This is a genomic window from Actinomadura roseirufa (genome assembly GCF_900659635.1).
GTDB classification, from domain to species: domain Bacteria; phylum Actinomycetota; class Actinomycetes; order Streptosporangiales; family Streptosporangiaceae; genus Spirillospora; species Spirillospora roseirufa.
This window is the reverse complement of sequence record NZ_CAACVB010000049.1, coordinates 1-19,206: the sequence shown is the minus strand read 5'-3', so window position 1 is coordinate 19,206 and position 19,206 is coordinate 1. Positions and strand designations below refer to the sequence as shown.

Here is a 19,206-nt window from a genome sequence, read left to right as displayed (position 1 = left end):
ATCTGACACGTTCTTCCGCTCACCTGTAGCCGACGCTCTCGTCGGTTCCGCCGGGCTGCCCTCGCGCGCCCGGTCATACAGCGTTCGAGGCCGCGCGCAATCGGCCTCGTGTCAGGTCAAGAGAGCTCATGTCTTCACAACCTCATATCGTGCTGCCCTGGGTCGTCCGCCGGACCGGGCTGCCTCTGCTGTCGCTGCGGTGCGTCGACTGCCGTTCAGAGTCGGCCACCACCGGCGAGGGCAGGTTCCGCGTCAACGCCAACGACAAGCTGCTGGACGTGTGGCTGCTCGTTCGCTGCGTGTCCTGCGATCGGACGGGCAAGCTCACCGTGCACGAGCGGGCACCGGTCAGATCTCTCGATCCGGCCGAGCTCCACGGCTACCGCGCCAACGATCAGGAACTGGTGGCGTCCAGGCTGCTGGATCCGCTGCTCGCCCGGCGCAACCGCTTCACCCTCGACTGGACGGGGGCTTGGCGGCTGGACACCCCGTCGCCGTGGCTCGACGAGCCTTGGCCGGTCCAGGTGGAGGTCGTCTTCGACGATCCGGTACCGGTGCGTCCGGACCGGCTCATCGCGAAAGGTCTCGGCCTCAGCAGGAACGAGGTGCTGCGCCGGGTCAAGTGCGAGATTCCGCTGCGCCGTCCGACGAGCACCGGATTCACGTTCACCGTGATGGCGGGGGACTAGCGGGGATGTGACCGCAGCGCGCGATCCTCCCAGGCATCCGCGTGAAACACACCCCCTCCGGGGGCGGCTCCGGCATGGAGCCGCCCCCGGAGGGCCACGGCGGAAGCAGCGCGGGCCGCCGCCGGGCGGCGGCTAGCTCAGATGCCGGGTGAAGAACTGGGCCGCCGCGTCCCCGGCGAACTGCGGGACGCCGGTGTGCCCGCCCATATTGGCGTGCAGTGTCTTCTCCTGGGAGCCGAAGGCGTCGAACAGGTCCAGGGCCGCCTGCCGGTCGTTCCCTTCATCGTCCCACTGCAGAAGGACGTGCAGCGGAATGGTGACCTGCCGGGCCTCCTCGAAGAAGGCGCGAGGCACGAAACTCCCGGCGAACAGAACGGCGGCCGAGACGCGCGGCTCGACCACCGCCAGCCGGACACCGATGGCGATCACTCCTCCCGAGTACCCGACCGGGCCGCCGATCTCGGGCAGTGAAAGAAGCGCGTCCAGCGTGGCCCGCCATTCGGGGACCGACTTCTCGACCAGGGGTAGGATGAGCCGGTCGACGATGTCCTCGTCGACCGGCCCACCGGCCTCCAGCGCCGCGCGCAGGTCGGCGCGGGCCTGCTCGGCGGCGGCCGAGCGGGGCCGGTCACCGCTCCAGGGGAGCTCGATGGCGGCCGCGGCGAAGCCGTCCGCCGCGCAGTGCCGGGCCCGGGCCACCAGCCGGGGGTACATCGCGCGCAGTCCGCCGGGGTGGCCGATCAGGATCAGCGGCGCTGGCGCGGACGCGGCGGCGGGCGTCCACAGGATGCCGGGGACCTCATCAAGGGTGAATTCGCGTTCCAGGACGCCGTCGTCGAGGCGCCGCTCGGAGGTGAACTGCATGGTCGTGCCTTTCGGGAGTGCTCATGAACGGCGCTCCCGGACGACCTATCGTCCGACCGCGACCCCGGAGGGGAGCACCCATGTCGATACTGCGTTCACGGGTACCACCTCCTCGTTCTCTGGCACGGCCTTCCGGGAAGGTAGCAGTGGTCGCCATAATCCATCAACGGGTTTTGCGGGAGGGGCCATCACCTCCTTGTTCGCGCCTACCTCCACACCCCCGTAACTCGTACGGCTCCGGGTCTCATCGGTCGATCATGCGGATGCCGTGGTCGCCGTATCGGGCTCCCTGGGCTCCGGCGGCGGGGACAGCGGCGTCGATGGCGTTGAGATCGGCCGCGGTCAGCTGCAGGTCGAGGGCGGCCAGGTTGTCGCGCAGGTGGGGGCGGCGCGAGCTGCCGGGAATGGGGACGACGTCGCTGCCGCGGGTGAGAAGCCAGGCGAGGGCGACCTGGGCGGGGGTGGTGCCCCTGGCGACGGCGAGGCGGGTGATGGCCTCGACGATGGCCAGGTTGGCTTCGAGGTCGTCGCCGTTGTAGCGGGGGGCCGTGGCGCGGAAGTCGCCGCGCTCGTAGCGTGTGGCGCGGCGGACGGCCCCGGTGAGCAGGCCGCGGCCGAGGGGGCTGTAGGCGATCAGAACGGCGCCGAGGTCCCGGAGCGTGGGCAGGACGGCGTCCTCGACATGGCGTTCCCAAAGCGAGTACTCGGTCTGGACGGCGCTGATCGGGTGGACGGCGTGGGCGCGGCGGAGGGTGGCGGCGGAGACCTCGGACAGTCCGATGCGGCCGACCTTGCCCTGGGCGACCAGGCCGGCCAGGGCGCCGACCGACTCCTCGACGGGGACGGCGGGGTCGACGCGGGCGAGGTAGTACACGTCGATGTGGTCGGTGCGAAGCCGGCGCAGCGACGCTTCGCAGGCGCGGCGCAGATCGTCGGGCGACCCGGCGGGGACCAGGCCTTCGGCGGTGCGCCGGACGCCCGTCTTCGTCGCCAGCACGACGCGGTCGCGGTGCGGGGCGAGGGTCCGGCCGAGGAGTTCCTCGTTCGCGCCGTCGCCGTAGAAGTCGCCGGTGTCGAAGAGGGTGACGCCGGAGTCGAGGGCTTCCAGCAGGGTGGCGGCGGCCTCGTCCGGATCGGCGGGGCCGTAGCTGCCGGTCATGCTCATGCAGCCGAGGCCGAGCCTGGAGATCGCGGGGCCGGCGGGCCCGGGAGTGGTGGTGTGCATCGTTCCTCCGTCACCCGGCCAGGGCCGTGCGGAGGAACGCGAGGATCTCCGCCTGGGCGGCCGCGGCCTGTGGTTCCACGCCTGGCAGGGTCAGGAACGCGTGCCGCGCCCCCGGATACTCGGTGAGCCGTACGGACGTCCCGGCCGCCCGCAGGCGCTCGGCGTAGCGGCGGCCGTGATCGGCGAGCGCGTCCTGGGTCGGGACGACGAGCAGCGCGGGGGCGAGCCCGCTCAGGTCGTCCGCGTACAGCGGCGAGAACGCGCGGGCGTCGCCGCCCCGCGGGACGGCGAGCCGCCGCAGCAACCGCAGTAGCGGCAAGGCGCGGGTCGGGCTGTAGGCGTACTCGGCCATCGAGGGGTGGTCGTACATCGTCTCGGTCATGTCGACCACGGGATTGACCAGCACCTGCGCCCTGAGCCGCAGCCCGTCCTCCCGGGCCCGGACCGCCGCCAGGGCGCTGACCAGCCCACCGAAGCTCTCACCGAAGACGGCCGTGCGCGCCGGGTCGGCACCCCACCGCGCGGCGTGCCCCACCACGTACCGGAGCACGTCCCATCCGTCGTCGGCGGCGTTCGAGAGCGGGCTGTCCGGGGCGACGAGGCGGTGCTCGACCGAGACGACGAGCGCGGGCAGCCGGGCGGCGAGGTGGCTGTTGGTCCAGTCGCACTGCGCCGCCGTGCCGACGAAACCACCTCCGTGCACATGGACCACGAGTGGCAGGCCGGTACCGGTGGCGGCCTCGCCGTCGTCCGCCGACAGCGGCCGATACACCCGCACCGCAAGGTCACGGCCCGGCAGCGTCATCTCTCGCCAGTCGATCGCGGCCCCCGGGTCCGGATCCCCAAGGATCGCCCGCGCCGCGCCGGACGCCCGCCAGGCGTTCTCCGCGGCGCGGTAGCCGACCAGCTCCTCGATCGTCATCGCCTCGAAGTCCGGCTCCGGTGGCCGTGTCTCAGCAGTGGTCTCGCTCATGTCCCTGCCTCTTCTTCGCTCTTCGCGGTCCCGGCCGCGCCTCTCGGCCGGGCTGCGACCCATTATGCACGCGGTGCGTGCAACAGCAAGTGCATAGCATAGGCTGAGCCCGGACGAGAGGGGCGAGATGGCAGGCCGAAGGCGTTGGTCGACCGAGGCGATCCTGGACACGGCGGCGGAGTTGCTGCGCACGAGCGACGCCGAGTCGTTCAGCGTGCGCAAGCTCGCCGCGGCGCTCGGGACCGACTCCTCCAGCCTTTACCGGCACTTCCGCAACAAGACCGAGCTGCTGCGCGCGGTCGCCGACCGGATCCTGGCGGCCGCGATGGACGGCTACCTCCCCGAGGGCGACTGGAAGCAGCGCATCACCGCGACGGCCCTGCGCCTGCGAGAGGCCTTCGGGCAGCACCCCCAGCTCGCCGTGATCTGGGGACGCTACGCGTCCGGCGGCACGGGATCCCGGCTGGTCATGGAGGAGGTGCTCCAGGCCCTGCGCTCCTCGGGCCTGCCCGAGGAGGAGATTCCGCTCCGCTACCACCGGATCGTGGTTCTCCTCGCCGCACTGATCGCCTCCGAGGCCGGCATCCGGACCCTCACCCCCGCTGAATACGAACAGGGGGTGGAGCAGTTCCGTGTCGCGGTCCTGGGCGCCGACCCCGACCAGTTCCCCGCCCTGGGTCACTTCGCGCGCGAAATCCGTCCCCTCGGGGCCGACCGCCAAGCCGCATTCGAGGAGATCCTCGCCGCGCATCTCACTGGAATCGAGACCGCGATCCCCTGATGCGTCCTCTCGGCTCCCGGCGGCGCGGAACGGCGCATGTCCGACACGTGGCGGGCCCGGCCGGAGCCCCGGCCGGGCCGGTCATCGGGGCGGGGGCGGTGGGGTCCGTTGCCGGGCCAGGATGCGGGTGAGGTCGGTGACGGGCGAGGCGGCGAGTTTGTGGTTGGTGTCGTCGTAGCCGCGGGTGGTGCGGGGGTCGGCGTGCCCGGCGAGGTCCTGGACCTTGGCGAGCGGGACGTCGTGACCGAGCAGCGTGGTGATGACGGTGCGGCGGCCACTGTGGGGGGTGAGCCGGGCCGCCGCGGGCAGTCCGGCTCGTGTGGCCGCCGCCCGCAGGATGTTGGTGACGTCGCGCTGGGTGAGACGCCTGTCGCCGGTCTTGGTGGCGTCGAAGGCGTGGGGGGCGGTGACCAGCAGCGGTCCGGGTGGGCACAGCCGGCCGGGGTGACGACGGCCGCGGACGCTCAGGTAGTGGTCGAGGACGCGGGTGAGCTCGCCGTCGACGCGCACGTAGTCGCGGCCGGTGGGGCCCTTGCCCTTGGCGGCGTGCCACAGCACGCGATAGCCGGCCTCGGTGCCCAGGTCACCGGTGTCGGCGCCGGTGATCGCCGACACCCGCAGCGCGGTGTAGAACAGCAGGAAGACGACGGCGGCGTCCCGCCAGGCGGTCTCGGTGTCCAGGCTGGTGGCGCGGTTCTCGGCGGTGTCGAGCAGCTGGGCGGTCTCGGGGACGCTGAGTGTGGGGGCCTTGCGGGCGGCCGCGGTGATCTCCGCGGAGGAGGGCCGTTTGACCAGCAGCGTGGGGTTGCGTTCGGCGGCGTCGTTGGACAGCAGGTAGGTGTACCAGGAGGACACGGCCGCCAGGCGGCGGGCCTTGGTCGCCGCCCCCGCGGGGCGGGTCCGGCCCGAGCGGGTGGCGGCGGTCATGGTCGCCGACCAGTCGTCGACGTCGGCTCGCCGCGCGGCCAGCGGGTCCAGCAGGGTGCGGGCGCAAAAGTCCAGCCAGCCCGCCAGGTCACGGTAGTAGGCGCGGCGGGTGGCGTCGCTCTTCTGGCTGCGCAGCCACGCCGCGGTCAGCCCGCGAAGGCCGTACCGGTCGCCAGGGGAGTCGGCGGGCAGCGCCGGCAGGATCGCGACGGCTTCGGCGAGGGGGTCACCGGTGCCGGGTGGGTCGGTTGCCACGCCACCCGGCGCGACTCCGGCGACGGAGCCCGGGACGGGGAGGGCCGGCGGGCCGGAGCGCGGAGGCCCGACGACTCCCTCGAGCACCGGGTCGTGGGGCGCACTCACGAACGGGCCTCCTCTGGGGGCGGATCCACGGGGCGTCGCAGCTTGATCACTAGCGTGTGTCAGAGCCTAGTCCGGCGGAGAAGAGACACAAGCGGGGCCGCTCAGCGCAGCACGGCCGCCAGGAGATCGCCGCCCAACGCCGTCAGATCAGGCAGATTAACGGTGTAGCGGACGTAACGACCGTTCCGCTGAGCCGTGAGCAGGCCCGCACGGCGCAGGACGGTCAGGTGACGGGACACCTCCGGGGGCGAGAGGTCCCAGAAGTGGGCCAGCTCGCTGGTGGTGTGGGGGCCGCGGGCCAGGGTGCGCAGCAGCCGCAGCCGCACCGGATGCGCGAGCGCCTGCAGCCGGAGCGTGACCGTCTCCAGAGAGACCGGTTCCGCCGGACTCGGCTCGGCGACGGGATACTGCACCACCGGATGCCACCCAGGAGCGTGGACCGCCACCAGGTGTGGGCGGCCGAAGACGCTGGGGATGAAGGTGACCCCTGCGCCCTGGGCGGCGGTCGCCTTGTCCTGCACCTTGTCCACGATGATGCAGTCGCCGTCCGGTGCCAGGGCGACCGCGCCGGAGACCGAGGCGAGTGCCGACCCGATGCCCTGGCGCCTGAGCAGTTCGTTCTTCAGGCGCAGATCGGTGGCGAGTTGCACCGCGGCGCTCGCCCACGCGCCGTCGAAGAACGCCTCGGCGCATTCCTCGAGGGTGCGACGCACCCGCGTCCGCACCGCGGCCGGGTCCGCGAGCAGCCGTTCCGCGAACGCCTCCTGCAGCGCGCCGCGGGCCTGCGCCACGTCCAGCGCACGCTCGCGCGCCGTCGTGTCGGTGAGCGGCGACGCCCCCCTGAAATGGACCCGGTTGCTGCCGCAGGTGGTGACGAGCGCGGCGGTCACATATGTCTCGTCGTCGATCCGGTCGACGTCGTCCAGCTCCTCGGCGAGTGTCGGCCGGGGCCGCGCGGGGATCATGAAGTCGGCCTGGGAGGAACGCCATAGGAACTCCGCCTCCCTGAGCCGCTCGGCCAGCTCAGGCCGCAGCCCGGCCCAGACGTCCGCGGCCCAGCCGGAGAACTGCGGATGGTGACCGGGCTCGGCCAGCACGTGCAGCATCGCGGTCAGCTCGGCCAGCGGGGAGGCGGCGAACCGTATCCGCTCGGACGGCAGGCCGCTGATGTCGATCCTCAGCGTCATCTTTCCATCATCGCTGCTCAGACCACCTGGCGAGGTCGTCGGTTGACGATATTCGTCAACCGACGTGCCCCGGCCCAGCGGCCGGACGCACTGTCTGACGCCATGACGACCATAACCAGAATCCAGCCCCGCGTCCTGATCCGCGCCTCCGGAGGCCCCCGGTATGCCATCGCGCTGGCCGTGGACGCGCTCGGTACCGGCCTGATCCGGCCCTTTTTGCTGCTCTACGGCGTGACGGTACTGAAACTGTCCCCGCCGGTCACCGGCACCGCCATGACCGTCGGCACCGTCGCGGGTCTGGCGTGCATGCCCGCGGTGGGCCGATGGCTGGACCGGGGCGCGCGCAGCACGGTCGTGGCGGCGTCGATGCTGGTGCGGGTCCTGGGCGTGGTGCTGCTGCTGGCCGCGCCGACGGGCCACGTCTGGCTCTTCGCGATGGCGGCGCTCTTCCTCGGCATCGGCAACCAGGCGTGGCCGGCCGCCCACGCCGCGCTCGTGGCCACGGTCGCCCACGGCCGAGAGCGCGACACCGCCCTCGCGGGCGCCCGCGCCCTGCGCAACGCCGCCATAGGCGTCGCGGCGCTCATCGCCACCGTGTGCCTGGCCGGCGGCACCACCGCACTGCGAGCGCTGGCGGTCGTCACCGGGCTCGCCTACCTCGCCGCGGCCGCCTTGGCGTGGTCGGTCCACGTGCACGCACGTCCAGCGGAGACGTCCCCGGCCAAGGACCTCGACGACGAGCCCGCACCCCGGATGCTCGCGCTGCTCGCCGCCAACGTGATCTACGTCTTCTGCCTCAACGTCCCCGAAGTCGCGATCCCCCTGATCCTCGTGACACAGTTCCACGCGTCCCCGATGTGGCCGGGGGCCGTCCTGGTGGCCAACACGGTGCTGGTCGTCACACTGCAGGTGCCGGTCACCGTCCTGATGTCACGCTTCACCCGGCGGACGGTGCTGGTCCTCTCCGGCGTGGTGCTGGCCGTGTCCTACCTCGGTTTCCTCGCGGCCACCTCGCTGGGACACGGCTGGGGTCCCGCGGCCGTCGCGGCGGTGTCCGTGGTCTGCACGATCGGCGAGATCATCTACGCGGGCAGCGCCACCGCGCTCGTCACCGCCATCGCCCCGGCCCGTGTCCTGGGACGCGCCCTCTCCCGCTTCCAGTTCTCCACGGGATTCGGCCTCGCCGTCTCCCCGGCGGTCATCACCGCCCTCGCCACCCGTGGCCCGGCCGCCCTCTGGGGAACCCTCACCGCCGCGACCGTCCTCTCCGCCTCCGCCGTGGCCATCGAGAAGGATCAAGGAGCACGACTCGGCGGCCGCGGCCGCCGGACGCGGGCGGGTTCGTGAGCGCGGCGGCCTCGGCCGATGGCCTGCGGTTCCCCGCCCGTGCCCCCGTCCGCGCAGGACGCTCAGGTTCTACGTGAGATGACCATGATGTACTCGCAGGGAGCGTTCGTCCGGTTGGCGAAGCCGTGGTCCGCGTCGGCCTGGAAGAACAGGGAGTCGCCCGTGTTCAGGGTCTCGCTGATCCCGCCGATCGCGACGGTGAGGGTGCCCGCGAGCACCACGAGTTGTTTCTCCGTGCCCGGGGGATAGGCGGGCAGCAGCCCGGTGGAGACCTGCGCGGGAAGGTAATGGACGATCACCTCGGCTCCTCCCGCGCCCGGGGCCGCCGACGCGATGTGCCGCTCGAAGCCGGTTTCCGGGTCACGGAAAACGGGGCGATCGTTCTTGCGCAGGGCAATGGCCACACCGGACGTGGCGGCGGCCGGAGCGCCGATCAGGTCGGAGAGCGACGCGTCGAGCGCGTGGGCGATCCTGGAGGCGACGCCGATCGTCGGGCTCTTCTCACCGCGTTCGACCTTGGACAGCATCGCCCGGCTGACCGACGATCGTGCGGACAGTTGCTCCAGGGTCAGGCCCGCCTCCTCGCGACGTCGCCGCACGTTACCGCCGAACGCGCCGGCCAGGTCGTCACCGTCCCGTGGGCCGGCCGCGTTTCCGTCCTGCTCGACCACCGTGCTCCTTGATCGATGGGTGCCTCGCTGCCCACAGTGTAGGGGTATCTTCTAAAGGAGATATAGTCTTCTATTGGAGACACGCGGACGCGTGCCCAATACGACGGAGGTTCCATGCGTCTGATCTCGAGTGGCCGCCACCATGCCACGTTCGAATTCGGCGACCTGCGGGTGGTCTCGCTGCGAGACGGGTACATCGACATGCCGCCGACACGGCTCCGCGACGAGGATGGGCGCACGCTCGACGAACTGCCGGCGACCGTCCCGCTGGCCGGCGACAACCTGAGGCTGTCGGTCAACGCCTTCTTCGTCACCGATGGCACGCGGTCGGTTCTCATCGACACCGGCGCGTCCGACAACTGGCACGAGCCCACCATGGGGTTGCTCTACGACGCGCTCGGCGAAGCGGGGATCGACCGCGCGCAGGTCACCGATGTGGCCATCACCCACAGGCACGAGGACCACGTGAGCGGCCTGATCGCGCCGGACGGCTCAGAGGCGTTCACCGCACTCGAACGCGTGTGGATCGGCGCGGGTGACACCTCGGTGTTCACGGGGCGGCTCGCGCCGATCCGCGACCGGGTCGTACCGGTGTCGGAGAAGGTCGCGATCAACGACTGGACCACCGCGGTCCCGACCCCGGGCCACACACCCGGCCACACCGTCTACGAGGTCAGGAGCGGCACCGCCCTCCTTCTCGCCTGGGGCGACACCGTTCACGTCCCCACGCTCCAATTCGATCAGCCGAACGTCTCCTGGGAACTCGACGGCGACCAGCCCCAGGCCCGCGCCGCGCGAGCGGCGCTCCTCGAACAGCTGACCCGACCAGACCACTACGTGGCCGGCGCCCACCTGGACTCACCCGGGATCGCCCGCGTGACCCCCTCCGGCAACGGCTATGCGCTGGAGTACCTCGCACCAACGATCGCCCCGGGAAGGCTCGGCTCCGGCTGAGATGAACAAGCATCAAAGGCAAGTAGCCCCAGGTTCATGCCCCGGCCAGCCGCTCCATTCGCCACCCGCTATGAAGAGGGCGAAGTCTCTTTGGCGCGCCTGGCCTCCTCCCCGTCAAGATTGGCCGGGAGGCCGCCGTTCCAGCAAGGGAGGGTTGACCCGGCCGACGATTGCGGTGACGTTCTCCGGTGTCGCAGCCGACCAGAGGATGGCGCGAGCCTTCTCGAAATCGGCAAGCAGCTTGCCCGAGTCGGGGATGACGGCGGGACGCTCCGGATAAATGCTGTCCGCGTTGTCGGCGATCTTCACCAAGGTCGCTTCCGGGTCCTGCGTGATGAGACGGATCGAGTCCAGGTAGTCACTGCCGCGAACCTGGGTCACACGCTCGACGATCTCCACCACGCGGTCTGGGACGCCGGTCTCACGCAGCTGGTCAGCGGTCCAGGATGTTCTCTCCAGAATGTCATGCAACCAGCCCGCCATCTCCAGCCGGGGACCGAACGGCGCCAATGCCTCCGCGACGGTGCGAAGGTGCTCGCGGTAGGGCGCGCCGTACATTTCCTGCTGACCGTCGTGGGCGCGGATCGCCAGCGCCGCCACGTCGTCGACCGCCAGCTCGTCCGTCCCTCCTGTCCCGGCGGTCCGGTCTCGCAGCCACCCCTCGAAGCGGGCGGCGCCGCTCACAAGGTCGTAGCCGGGCTCCTCGGCGGCCGCCAGGTCGCGGGCTCGCCGGTACACGTCCGCGGCTTTGACGGCACCCTTGGCCTGCGTGTCTTCGGGATCGCCGGTCATCGTTCCGTACCCTCCTCGGCGTTGTAAGAGTCGATGAACGGGACCTGTGGGCCCACCTGCACGGCCAGTGCGTCACGGGCTCGTTTCAGATGTGCCCGGACGGTGTCCTGGCTGATCCCCAGTAACGCGGCGATCTCTCTGGGCTTCCAGTCCTCGCCCCATCTCAGGAACGCGACACGCTGCCGGACCGGCGGCATCAGCTTGATCACCGACCAGCATCGGCGAAGAGCGATGTTCGACAGCGCGCGGTGCGAGGTGTCCTGAAACGACGCGGCCGTTCCCTCGATCAGTTCCGATGCGGAGCACACATGCCTGTCTTTGCGCCATTGATCGATCGCCTTGTTGCGCAGGACCTGGAAGAGCCACTTCCTGCGCCGTTCCCCGGTCCAGCAAGACAGCTTCTCCTCCCATGCCAGAACTGCGTCCTGGAAGGTGGCCTGAACCAGATCGTCGGCGTCGGCCCGGCTGACACTGGGAATGGTCAGGGCGTACCTGAACAGCCCGGGACTCTCGGCCTTGAAGAGTGCGGTCACAGCCGCACCTACCTCTTCGGAGGGTTGGTTCCGCGAGGTCATGACGCAGCAGTAGGCGGCTGACGACCTGGACCCATCGTCACCTTCATCGATCGTCCTCCCGGACCGTCTCGCTGCTCGACGACGGTCCCTTCTGGCATGTCGGCCAGCATCAACGCGAACGTCCGGCGCCGCAGACCTTCCAACAGAAGCCGCATCACCCCGGGTGCCAACAAGGTCACCAACGTGATCAAGGCGGCCTGCCAGGACACGGTGTTGGCCGCAGCAGTGAGCACCGCCCACAGCACACCTTGCGAAGTCCTCACCACGGTCATACCTAGACGTCGAACGAGACTACGAAACCGTTGAGTCCCAGGCGGAGACTCCGGGGAAACCGGTGCCCGTGGAGTCATGGCGGGGCACGAGCCAGGCGAGATCCGGCTCCGCACTCTGACCGCGGACAGGCTGCCTGCCACTCCCTCCGACGACCCCGCTGACGGCTACTCTCGCGCCGGGGCACGGCACCCAAACCGCCCTGGTCCTTAGGCCGAGACTGGGGTACGGGGGCCGCCGCACCGGGTGGGTGCGGCGGCCGTGGGTGGAATCGGCTCGTGTTCGAATCGGTCAACAGAGCGGCGGATCAGCCCGGCGTCACCGCACTCTCCGGCACTCCGAACCACTCCTCCAGCGCCTCCGCCAGCCCGGCCGTCGACGGCCGCGCCTGCGCCCCCGCGTCGGCCGCCCAGGCCGTGAAGCCGTCCGGACGGACGAGGACCGCCGCCAGTTCCGGGCGGGACGAGCAGCCGACCGTCAGGGTGTCGACGCGGCCGGCATACCCCGCAGCGAGGGCCCGGAGCTCCGGATCGTCAGTGAGGTCGAGCAGGAGCGCCCGGCCGCCGTGAAGGTGGTCCGCGAGGCGTCCGCCGTCGGTGAGTTCGAGGTCCGGGGTGCTGCGGCCGGTCAGCGGGTGCTCGCCCGGCGGCTCGTACCTCACCCCGCCACCGTTGAGCCGCGCGGTGAGGTACGTGCTGCCCGCGACCGTCCCCGCCAGGTCGCTGACGATCTCGCGCAGGGCCCGGGACTGCGGGTCCGGGCGCATGGCCGCGACCTGGGACCGGGTCCAGTCCAGGACCCATGCTCCGACCGGGTGCCGCTCGGAGGTGTAGGTGTCCAGCAGCCCTTCCGGCGCCCGGCCGCCGATCACCGCGGCGAGTTTCCAGCCGAGGTTCATCGCGTCCCCGATCCCCAGGCTCAGCCCCTGGCTCCCGAACGCGGAGTGCACGTGCGCCGCGTCGCCCGCCAGCAGCACCCGGCCCTTGCGGTACTCGGTGACCTGGCGGGCGTGGTCGGTGAAGCGGGTCGCGGTCCGCACCCCGGTGATCGTGACGTCCACGCCGGATACGCGGCGCAGCCGCGCCTGGAGGTCATCGGCGGTGACCGGCGCGTCCCGGTCGGCCGGCGGGCCGTCGAACTCCACGGTGACGACGCGGCCCGGCATCGGCCCGTAGGCGTACACCCCGGTGTCCGTGGCGGCCCAGCCGACCTTCAGGTCCTCGGCACCGGTCATCTCCACGACCGCCTGGTGACAGGTGATCTCCGGGTCCGTGCCGGGAAATTCGAACCCCGCGAGCTTGCGGACCGCGCTGCGGCCGCCGTCACAGCCCACGAGCCAACCGGCGCGTACGGCCCCATGGCCGGTCCGCACGGTGACGGCCTCGTCGTCCGCGTCGAAGCCGGTCAGCTCCACCCCCCGGCGCACGTCGACGCCGAGTTCGTCCGCCCGCCCGCCGAGCAGCCGCTCGATGTCCTGCTGCGCCACGAAAGCGATCTCGGCGGCGGGTCCGGCGTCGCCGAGGCCCGGCTCCGTACGGTCGACCAGGTCGGCGCGCAGCATGATCCCGGCGAAGTGCCCGACGAACCCGAGCCCTTGGCCCGCGACCCCGCCTCCGTCCCCGCCCTTCCGCTCGCGCAAGAACGCCTGGGAGCGGTCCATCGCCTCTCGCTGCACCTCGACCAGCGCGGGCAGCAGGCCCCGGCGGTAGAGCGCCTCGGCGCTGGGCGTGGTGATCGCCCCGCCCTTGATCGTCGGGTTCACCTCGGTGAGGCGCTCCAGGACGGCCACCCGTGCGCCCCCGAGGCGGAGCTCGCAGGCCAGCATCAGTCCGACCGGGCCGCCTCCGGCCACCACTACGTCATAGTCCATGGCGCCCACTATCACCGAGGGTGAAAAAGGCCAAAAAATCGCCGCTGTGTCAAAGAGCCGGCCCCACGAGGAGGGACGGGAAGCGGGCCATTCGCGCTTCTCCTCAGCCACCTCACCCGTCCCCGCCGGTGTCCCGGCCGGTCCTCGATCGGTTCGATCAGGGGCCTCGACAACCGAAAGACCATCGGCGGTACGTGCCGGAGCAAGCGGTTCCGGACGTCCGTCGGCCGGACAGCAGGGGATAAGCCGGGCACTCAGTGCGCTGGCGCGGTCGGACGACCGGGCGGTGGCGCCTCGGATCCGGTCGGATCTGTGAAACCGGCGCAGGTCGCGTGCCGGTTCACCTGGTCCCGACGAGGGCCTGGCCACGGTCGCGTACGGGCAGTTATGCACCTCCACGCGGGGTTCACCTTTGGTTTCATGGGTGTGTTTCACGTCGAGCTGCTTGCAGCCACCCAAGACCCCGGGCGTGGGTGATGCCCTACAGTGCGCGGCCGTGTCGAAGGGTGTGAACCCGGGCCGCCCCGTCGGCCAAGGAGAGGTGACCCACCCGGTGCCCGCGACGGGCCCTGACGAAGGGACACCCTTCTATGGCCGCAGCGCCACCACGCTCGCAGGCCGCGTCGTCGACCGACGTCGATGACGCGAGCCTCATCGAGCGGTCGAGGAGCGAACCCGAGCTCTTCGCCGCGATCTTCGATCGGCACGCCGGCCGGCTGCGCGGATACGTCGCGCGCCGCCTCGGCCCCGACGCCGCCGACGACGTCGTCGCCGACACGTTCCTCATCGCCTTCCGCCGCCGGACCCGCTACGACCTGTCCCGCAGGAACGCCGCGCCGTGGCTGTACGGCATCGCGACCAACCTGATCGGCGAGCGGCGGCGGGCCGAGGTGCGGATGTACCGCGCCTACGCGCGCTCCGGCACCGACCCGCTCATCGCCGAGGGCCACGCCCAGCGGGTGGCCGACGCCGTCTCCGCCGAGGCCGAGAGCCCACGCCTGGCCGCCGCACTCGCGTCACTGACGAAACGCGACCGCGACGCCCTCCTCCTGTTCACCTGGGGCGACCTCTCCTACGAGGAGGTCGCCCGCGCGCTCGACGTGCCGGTCGGCACGGTGCGCTCACGCCTCCACCGAGCCCGGCGCAAACTGCGCGCCGCCCTCGGCACCCCGACGACGAGTGAGGACTGACCATGAGCGAACTGAACACCCTGCGGCGGATGCGGGCCTCCCTAGCCGAGCCCGAGCCGGTACGGCTCGCCGCGGTTCGATCACAGGTCACCGCGCGATTCGACGAGCGCGAGCCCCGCGCCCGGCTTCCGCGCATGGGCGTGCGGCTGGTGGCCGTCGGCGCTCTGGCCGTCACGATCGCCGCCGGTGTCACCGTGGCCCAGAACCTCGGGGATGTCGACGAGAACGGCCACCGCCGTACCGGCGTCCCGGGCCTGCCCGCCGGCCCTGTCGCCTCCGCAGGCGAGCTCGCCCACCGGGCCGCGCTCAAGGCGGCGACCGAACCCGCCTGGAACCCGCGCCCGGACCAGTGGACCTACGTTAAGGAGATGTTCGCGACCTCGTCCGCCGGCACCGCCGGGTTCCTGGCGGGGCGTCCCGACGGGCGCATCACCGTCGAACGCTGGCTCAAGGTGGACGGCATGCGACGGGCGACCAAGGCGAACGGCGGACGGCTCGAATCCGTCCCGACCACGCCGATGGAGCGCTCAGCCGTACCGCGCTCCGACTACGCCTACCTGCGGTCGCTGCCCACCGACCCGAAGGCCCTGCTGGCGCTCGTCTACCAGCGGTCGGGGCGGGCACCCCTCGGCCGCGACGCCGCGGCGTTCTCGGCGATCCAGGTTCTGATGAGCCGCAGCGTCCTGCCACCGAAGCTGCGCGCGGCCCTGTACGGGGCACTCGCCGCGATCCCCGGCGTCCGGCTGGACAAGGACGTGACCGACGCGGCCGGACGCCACGGCGTGGCCCTGTACCGGATCGACGAGGGCTACCTGCGCACCGACGTCATCATCGATCCGGCCACCTACGCCTACCTCGGGCACCGCGCCATCGCCGTCAACGACCACGCCTCGACCGGCACGGAAGGCACCTCGCGGTCCAAGAAGGGCCAGATCCTCGGCTGGTCCGCTCAACTCGCCACGGCCATCGTCGACCGGTCCGGAGCCCGGCGATGAAACGAACCCTGACCACGGCGATCGCCGTCGCCGCAGCTGCGGTCGGCGCGCCCGCCTGGGCCACGGCCGCCCCCGGCGGCCGTCAGAAACCACACGTCGCGACCGAGAAGGGCGCAGGCGGCGACGCGGCCGTCCTGGCCCCCGGATGCGCGCCCGTCTCAGCGCACCCCCGGGCTACGAGCCCCCCGGCACGCGGCGTCGAACATGTCCGTCGACCTGACGATGCTGGACCGCACCGGGAAACCCGCCACCGTGGCCGACCTGGCGTATCTCACCGAGACGACGACGGGCACCTCCCGCGGCCTGATCGTGTACGGCGCGGCCGACCTCGCCCTAGACGGTGACGCGACCAGGAGCCCCTATCTGTACCACTCCGTCGGCACGATCCACGACCGGCTCCCGAACGACCTGAGTTTCCGCATCCCTACGGCCGACCAGGCACAGGCCGACACCCAGTACGCGGGCTCGGCGCCCCCGGCTGCGTCAGCACCGAAACCGGAGTGATCTGGCCGGGCGGCCTGATCATCAGCTCCCCGGCCGGTGACCGCCCGCTCCCCGACCGGCGCGTCGAGTACGTCACCCCGGGATTCGACTGGACGCACACCTACGCCTCCGGTGCCTGCGGTTCGGACATCCGGCAGACACAGGTCGTGACCGAGCGGTTCGATCACGCCGGACGTTACGAGCGCGCACGTAACGTCGGCCCGTTCGGCCCGGCCCTGGTCGCTCTCAACCAGCGGGACGGCGACGAACTGCGAATATGGGGCCTCGGCCTGTATGCGGAGTCGTCCTCGGCAGAGGTCCCGGCCGGGCCGGGCGCCCCCTCCGTGAACCTCACACTCACCCACGACGGCGAGGCGCTGGCGACCGGGACCGACCCGACGAGCTTCACGGCCACCCTGCCGCCCGGACGCGCCGCCTACCGTCTTACCGCCGACACGCAGCGCGATGTCCCCTGGACCGACCTGTCCACCCGGCAGCACGTCACCTGGGACTTCTCTTCCGAGCACACCGACTCGGCGACGCTGCCCCTCCTCGTGGTCCGCTACCGGATGGCGCTCGATGAGCAGAACCGCGCCCCCGGCGGAGCGGATCAGCACTTCGAGGTGCGCGTCGAACGGCCCGGCGGGGCCGTGGCCACCGATGTGACGAAGCCGACCGTCGACGCGTCCTTCGACGACGGCACCACCTGGCAGCCGGTCATGTTCACCCGGACCGGAGACCACTGGACCGCCACACTCCGAAACGCCGCCGACGCACAGCACGTGTCCCTCCGAGCGAGAGCAGCCGATACCACGGGCAACTCCGTCGACCAGACGCTGATCCACGCGTACGGCATCACACGCTGACAGACCAAGAAGCCCCCGCCCCGGCGCCCTCTCGGCCCGGAGCCGGGGCTCCTTGCCGCCTCACGTCTTCGGATCACCGCCCGGCAACCACCTGGAACAGGTCGATGGCCTCGGGCCGGCCAGCACGTGGGTGGGGGCCGCCTCCAAGATCGCTGATCTCGCGCCGAGGTGCTGGGCCGCCGGCGCTTCTTTGGACCGCGACCATGACGCCTCCGTGCGGGCGCCTTCAAGATCATCTGCATGTGGTTCGGGCCCCCTTGGGCTGGACCCGACATCCGGGCGTTCCCGCGCCGAGCCGACCAGTCGCTCCAGCACCGTCCCCCCGGGCGCGGCGCGCGTAAGTCGTGGCGGGCTGCGCCCCCTCGCGGAACCCGCTCCAGGATAAGGGTGATTATCCTGGAGCCTATTCGTGGAAAGTTTTACGCATAACGCGTGACGCGAAAAAATTAAGCGCATCATCATCGCGTAAATAGATAGGGTGGAGGGGTGAGCAGCGATGACACCGCCGCGGCGGGATCGAAGGGCGGTCCTCGACAGCAGCACGGGCACCCCGCACCTCCGGAGACCTCCCCACAGGACGTGGAGGAGCAGGAGGAGCCCGGCCTCGACCAAAACGATCGGGCGCGGAGCAGTCAGAAGCGGAACGTCCAAGGGCAGGGCGGCGCAGTACAAGGCGGCGAGGGCGGCGACGGGGACGATCGAGCCCGCACCCTCGCCGCGCCGGCGGGAGTGTGCGCCCTGGATGGTTGCTCGCTGCCGCTGCCGGTCGTATCGGGGCGGGGGCGACGTCCCAAGTACTGCAGCAAGGCCCACGCCGACCAGGCCAGCCGGGACCGGCGCGCCGCCGACGCCGCGCTGGTGGACGGACCGCTCCGCCAGGCCGACGCGCTGGCCCGCGTCCTGCCCGCCGCGATCGGTGATCTGCAGCAGCAGCTGACCCGGCTGCAAGACGCCCTTGGCCAGGCCCAGGAGGGGGCACTGAGCAGGGTGACACGCGCCGAGGCCGAGGCGGTCGCCGCGGGCCAGGCCGCCGCGGACGCCGAAGCGCGCGCCGCCGACGCCGAGCGCCGGGAGAAGGACGCGGCCGAGACAGCCCGGCAGGCCGTCACCGCGCGCAAACGGGCCGAGGACGCCGCCGAGCAGGCCGCCGCGTCCGCCCGGCAGACCCGTGTCGACGCCGACGGCGCCATCCAGGCCCACCGGCAGGTCCGGGACGCCGCGGTGGCCGCCCAAGCCGTCGCCGAGGCCGCCCGCGACGCCAAGACCGCCGAGCTGCGCGCCGCCCACCAGGACCACGCCCAGCAGACCGCCCGGCTGCAGAGCGACCTGACCCGTGGCGCCGAGCAGTTGGAGACCGTCCGCGCCGAGCTCGCACACGCCAACGCCGCACTCGCCTCCGCCCGGGAGGCCTTGGCCATCACGCAGGGGCAGGTCCGCGCCGAGCAGGTCCGGGCCGACGCCGCCGGCGCTGCACTCGCCGCCGCCCGCCACGCCGCCGAGGCCGCCGCGCAGACCGCCGCAGCACAGGCCGCCGACCTCACCACGCGGCTGAAGACCGCCCACACCGAAACCGAGACGGCCCGCGCCGCCCTGGCCGCCACCGAACAGACCATGGCCGCCGAGCAAGCACGGGCCCAGCACCTGGCCGCAGAGGTGACCGCCGCCCGACAGGAAAACGCACACCTACGCGAACGCGCCACCCGCGCCGAAACCCGCCTGGCCTCCCTCAACCCCCAGCACAAACCCGAGCACCCACCAGGCACAGCCACGACCGACTCCGACCCACCCCCACCCGGCCAAGCGTGAACAGTCGTCCCGGCGGGGGACCCCTGCCATCGCCCGCACGTCGCGGGCCGGCCCCGGTGAGGCGGTAACCGCGCTCCACGCAGGACGGTGTTGTCCTCCCGCTGCCGGGGTCGCTGCTGACTTGCACCGGCAGGTTTTGGTGGCGCAGGAGAATGAGCGGCAAGACGACCAGTCCGAACCGTGGCTGGTCGTGCCCGCCGCGGAACTCACCGCGCCGCACCGCGTGATGCGCAGCGTCCTGGTCCCGAACTCCTGCAGCTAGGCCCCCCACTCGGGTCCGGCGGATTCGAGGAGTCGTCGCAACATCCCTGACCAGGGAGTGCGATGGCCTTCGAGATTCGTCTGAACCGCAAGCCGCAGGGGCGTAAGGCCCTGGTC

20 protein-coding genes are annotated in these 19,206 nt (G+C 71.6%); 10 read left to right on the top strand and 10 right to left on the bottom strand.

Features of this window, described 5'->3' with window-relative positions; all coding sequences use genetic code 11:
* Nucleotides 1–149: 149 nt before the first annotated feature.
* The gene (locus tag E1291_RS13660) at nt 150–689 is read left to right on the top strand and encodes a DUF1062 domain-containing protein (protein WP_242614128.1); all 540 of its coding nucleotides are present in this window, start codon (nt 150–152) and stop codon (nt 687–689) included.
* A gap of 132 nt (nt 690–821) precedes the next feature.
* On the opposite strand, the gene E1291_RS13655 is transcribed toward E1291_RS13660, so the two are convergent.
* The 3 genes from E1291_RS13655 to E1291_RS13645 form a co-directional block, all read right to left on the bottom strand.
* Entirely contained in the window at nt 822–1,553 is a 732-nt protein-coding gene (locus E1291_RS13655; RefSeq protein WP_131738154.1) for a dienelactone hydrolase family protein, read from the bottom strand.
* 244 nt (nt 1,554–1,797) lie between these two features.
* Nucleotides 1,798–2,778 carry an aldo/keto reductase gene (locus tag E1291_RS13650; protein ID WP_131738153.1) on the bottom strand — a complete coding sequence of 327 codons (981 nt, stop codon included), beginning with the start codon at nt 2,776–2,778 and terminating at the stop codon, nt 1,798–1,800.
* Nucleotides 2,779–2,788: 10 nt separating this feature from the next.
* Nucleotides 2,789–3,751 (bottom strand): alpha/beta hydrolase, encoded by a 963-nt coding sequence (locus E1291_RS13645; protein WP_131738152.1) that lies wholly within the window; start codon nt 3,749–3,751, stop codon nt 2,789–2,791.
* A 127-nt stretch (nt 3,752–3,878) separates the two neighbouring features.
* Between E1291_RS13645 and E1291_RS13640 the strand changes: the two genes are divergently transcribed.
* On the top strand, nt 3,879–4,532 hold the full coding sequence (locus tag E1291_RS13640) for a TetR/AcrR family transcriptional regulator (RefSeq protein ID WP_131738151.1): 654 nt from the start codon (nt 3,879–3,881) through the stop codon (nt 4,530–4,532).
* A gap of 81 nt (nt 4,533–4,613) precedes the next feature.
* On the opposite strand, the gene E1291_RS44600 is transcribed toward E1291_RS13640, so the two are convergent.
* Together E1291_RS44600 and E1291_RS13630 are read right to left on the bottom strand one after the other, a co-directional pair.
* Entirely contained in the window at nt 4,614–5,822 is a 1,209-nt protein-coding gene (locus E1291_RS44600; protein WP_131738150.1) for a tyrosine-type recombinase/integrase, read from the bottom strand.
* A 101-nt stretch (nt 5,823–5,923) separates the two neighbouring features.
* A complete protein-coding gene (locus tag E1291_RS13630) occupies nt 5,924–7,009 on the bottom strand; it encodes a DUF5937 family protein (RefSeq protein WP_131738149.1) in 1,086 nt (361 codons plus the stop codon).
* Between the two features lie 102 nt (nt 7,010–7,111).
* Between E1291_RS13630 and E1291_RS13625 the strand changes: the two genes are divergently transcribed.
* Nucleotides 7,112–8,356 carry an MFS transporter gene (locus tag E1291_RS13625; protein WP_131738148.1) on the top strand — a complete coding sequence of 415 codons (1,245 nt, stop codon included), beginning with the start codon at nt 7,112–7,114 and terminating at the stop codon, nt 8,354–8,356.
* A 62-nt stretch (nt 8,357–8,418) separates the two neighbouring features.
* Here the strand turns inward: E1291_RS13625 and E1291_RS13620 are convergent, their stop codons facing one another.
* Complete coding sequence (locus E1291_RS13620) at nt 8,419–9,027, bottom strand: helix-turn-helix domain-containing protein (protein WP_131738147.1); 609 nt, start codon at nt 9,025–9,027, stop codon at nt 8,419–8,421.
* 114 nt (nt 9,028–9,141) lie between these two features.
* On the opposite strand from E1291_RS13620, the gene E1291_RS13615 reads away from it, so the two are divergent.
* Nucleotides 9,142–9,981, top strand: a complete 840-nt coding sequence (locus E1291_RS13615) for an MBL fold metallo-hydrolase (RefSeq protein WP_131738146.1) — start codon at nt 9,142–9,144, stop codon at nt 9,979–9,981.
* Nucleotides 9,982–10,095: 114 nt separating this feature from the next.
* Here E1291_RS13615 and E1291_RS13610 read toward each other — a convergent pair whose 3' ends face one another.
* The 4 genes from E1291_RS13610 to E1291_RS13595 form a co-directional block, all read right to left on the bottom strand.
* Entirely contained in the window at nt 10,096–10,773 is a 678-nt protein-coding gene (locus E1291_RS13610; RefSeq protein ID WP_131738145.1) for an HD domain-containing protein, read from the bottom strand.
* Entirely contained in the window at nt 10,770–11,306 is a 537-nt protein-coding gene (locus tag E1291_RS13605) for an RNA polymerase sigma factor (RefSeq protein WP_165495100.1), read from the bottom strand. Before E1291_RS13605 ends, E1291_RS13610 begins: the two co-directional genes overlap by 4 nt.
* A gap of 38 nt (nt 11,307–11,344) precedes the next feature.
* Entirely contained in the window at nt 11,345–11,620 is a 276-nt protein-coding gene (locus tag E1291_RS13600; RefSeq protein WP_131738143.1) for a hypothetical protein, read from the bottom strand.
* Nucleotides 11,621–11,925: 305 nt separating this feature from the next.
* Nucleotides 11,926–13,488, bottom strand: coding sequence for an FAD-dependent monooxygenase (locus tag E1291_RS13595; protein ID WP_207400720.1), 1,563 nt, complete (start codon nt 13,486–13,488; stop codon nt 11,926–11,928).
* Nucleotides 13,489–14,078: 590 nt separating this feature from the next.
* Here E1291_RS13595 and E1291_RS13590 point away from each other — a divergent pair.
* The 6 genes from E1291_RS13590 (at nt 14,079) to E1291_RS44595 (ending at nt 19,090) form a co-directional block, all read left to right on the top strand.
* Nucleotides 14,079–14,678: an RNA polymerase sigma factor gene (locus E1291_RS13590; RefSeq protein WP_131738142.1), complete on the top strand. Its 600-nt coding sequence runs from the start codon at nt 14,079–14,081 to the stop codon at nt 14,676–14,678.
* 2 nt (nt 14,679–14,680) lie between these two features.
* Nucleotides 14,681–15,673 (top strand): CU044_5270 family protein, encoded by a 993-nt coding sequence (locus tag E1291_RS13585; protein ID WP_131738141.1) that lies wholly within the window; start codon nt 14,681–14,683, stop codon nt 15,671–15,673.
* Nucleotides 15,674–15,877: 204 nt separating this feature from the next.
* Nucleotides 15,878–16,177 carry a hypothetical protein gene (locus tag E1291_RS13580; protein WP_131738140.1) on the top strand — a complete coding sequence of 100 codons (300 nt, stop codon included), beginning with the start codon at nt 15,878–15,880 and terminating at the stop codon, nt 16,175–16,177.
* Complete coding sequence (locus tag E1291_RS13575) at nt 16,174–17,022, top strand: hypothetical protein (RefSeq protein WP_131738139.1); 849 nt, start codon at nt 16,174–16,176, stop codon at nt 17,020–17,022. The genes E1291_RS13580 and E1291_RS13575 overlap by 4 nt, the downstream gene beginning before the upstream one ends.
* A 486-nt stretch (nt 17,023–17,508) precedes the next feature.
* On the top strand, nt 17,509–18,828 hold the full coding sequence (locus E1291_RS13570) for a coiled-coil domain-containing protein (RefSeq protein WP_131738138.1): 1,320 nt from the start codon (nt 17,509–17,511) through the stop codon (nt 18,826–18,828).
* 139 nt (nt 18,829–18,967) lie between these two features.
* The gene (locus tag E1291_RS44595; RefSeq protein ID WP_278045257.1) at nt 18,968–19,090 is read left to right on the top strand and encodes a hypothetical protein; all 123 of its coding nucleotides are present in this window, start codon (nt 18,968–18,970) and stop codon (nt 19,088–19,090) included.
* Nucleotides 19,091–19,206 lie beyond the last annotated feature (116 nt).

What these genes read in the sequence shown, in the direction of transcription:
- E1291_RS13625 (WP_131738148.1), top strand. Translation starts at nt 7,112, where the DNA reads ATGACGACCATAACCAGAATCCAGCCCCGCGTCCTGATCCGCGCCTCC.
- E1291_RS13615 (WP_131738146.1), top strand. Translation starts at nt 9,142, where the DNA reads ATGCGTCTGATCTCGAGTGGCCGCCACCATGCCACGTTCGAATTCGGC.
- E1291_RS13650 (WP_131738153.1), bottom strand. Translation starts at nt 2,778, where the DNA reads ATGCACACCACCACTCCCGGGCCCGCCGGCCCCGCGATCTCCAGGCTC.
- E1291_RS13655 (WP_131738154.1), bottom strand. Translation starts at nt 1,553, where the DNA reads ATGCAGTTCACCTCCGAGCGGCGCCTCGACGACGGCGTCCTGGAACGC.
- E1291_RS13600 (WP_131738143.1), bottom strand. Translation starts at nt 11,620, where the DNA reads ATGACCGTGGTGAGGACTTCGCAAGGTGTGCTGTGGGCGGTGCTCACT.
- E1291_RS13590 (WP_131738142.1), top strand. Translation starts at nt 14,079, where the DNA reads ATGGCCGCAGCGCCACCACGCTCGCAGGCCGCGTCGTCGACCGACGTC.
- E1291_RS13595 (WP_207400720.1), bottom strand. Translation starts at nt 13,488, where the DNA reads ATGGACTATGACGTAGTGGTGGCCGGAGGCGGCCCGGTCGGACTGATG.
- E1291_RS13630 (WP_131738149.1), bottom strand. Translation starts at nt 7,009, where the DNA reads ATGACGCTGAGGATCGACATCAGCGGCCTGCCGTCCGAGCGGATACGG.
- E1291_RS13585 (WP_131738141.1), top strand. Translation starts at nt 14,681, where the DNA reads ATGAGCGAACTGAACACCCTGCGGCGGATGCGGGCCTCCCTAGCCGAG.
- E1291_RS13580 (WP_131738140.1), top strand. Translation starts at nt 15,878, where the DNA reads ATGTCCGTCGACCTGACGATGCTGGACCGCACCGGGAAACCCGCCACC.
- E1291_RS13610 (WP_131738145.1), bottom strand. Translation starts at nt 10,773, where the DNA reads ATGACCGGCGATCCCGAAGACACGCAGGCCAAGGGTGCCGTCAAAGCC.
- E1291_RS13645 (WP_131738152.1), bottom strand. Translation starts at nt 3,751, where the DNA reads ATGAGCGAGACCACTGCTGAGACACGGCCACCGGAGCCGGACTTCGAG.
- E1291_RS13640 (WP_131738151.1), top strand. Translation starts at nt 3,879, where the DNA reads ATGGCAGGCCGAAGGCGTTGGTCGACCGAGGCGATCCTGGACACGGCG.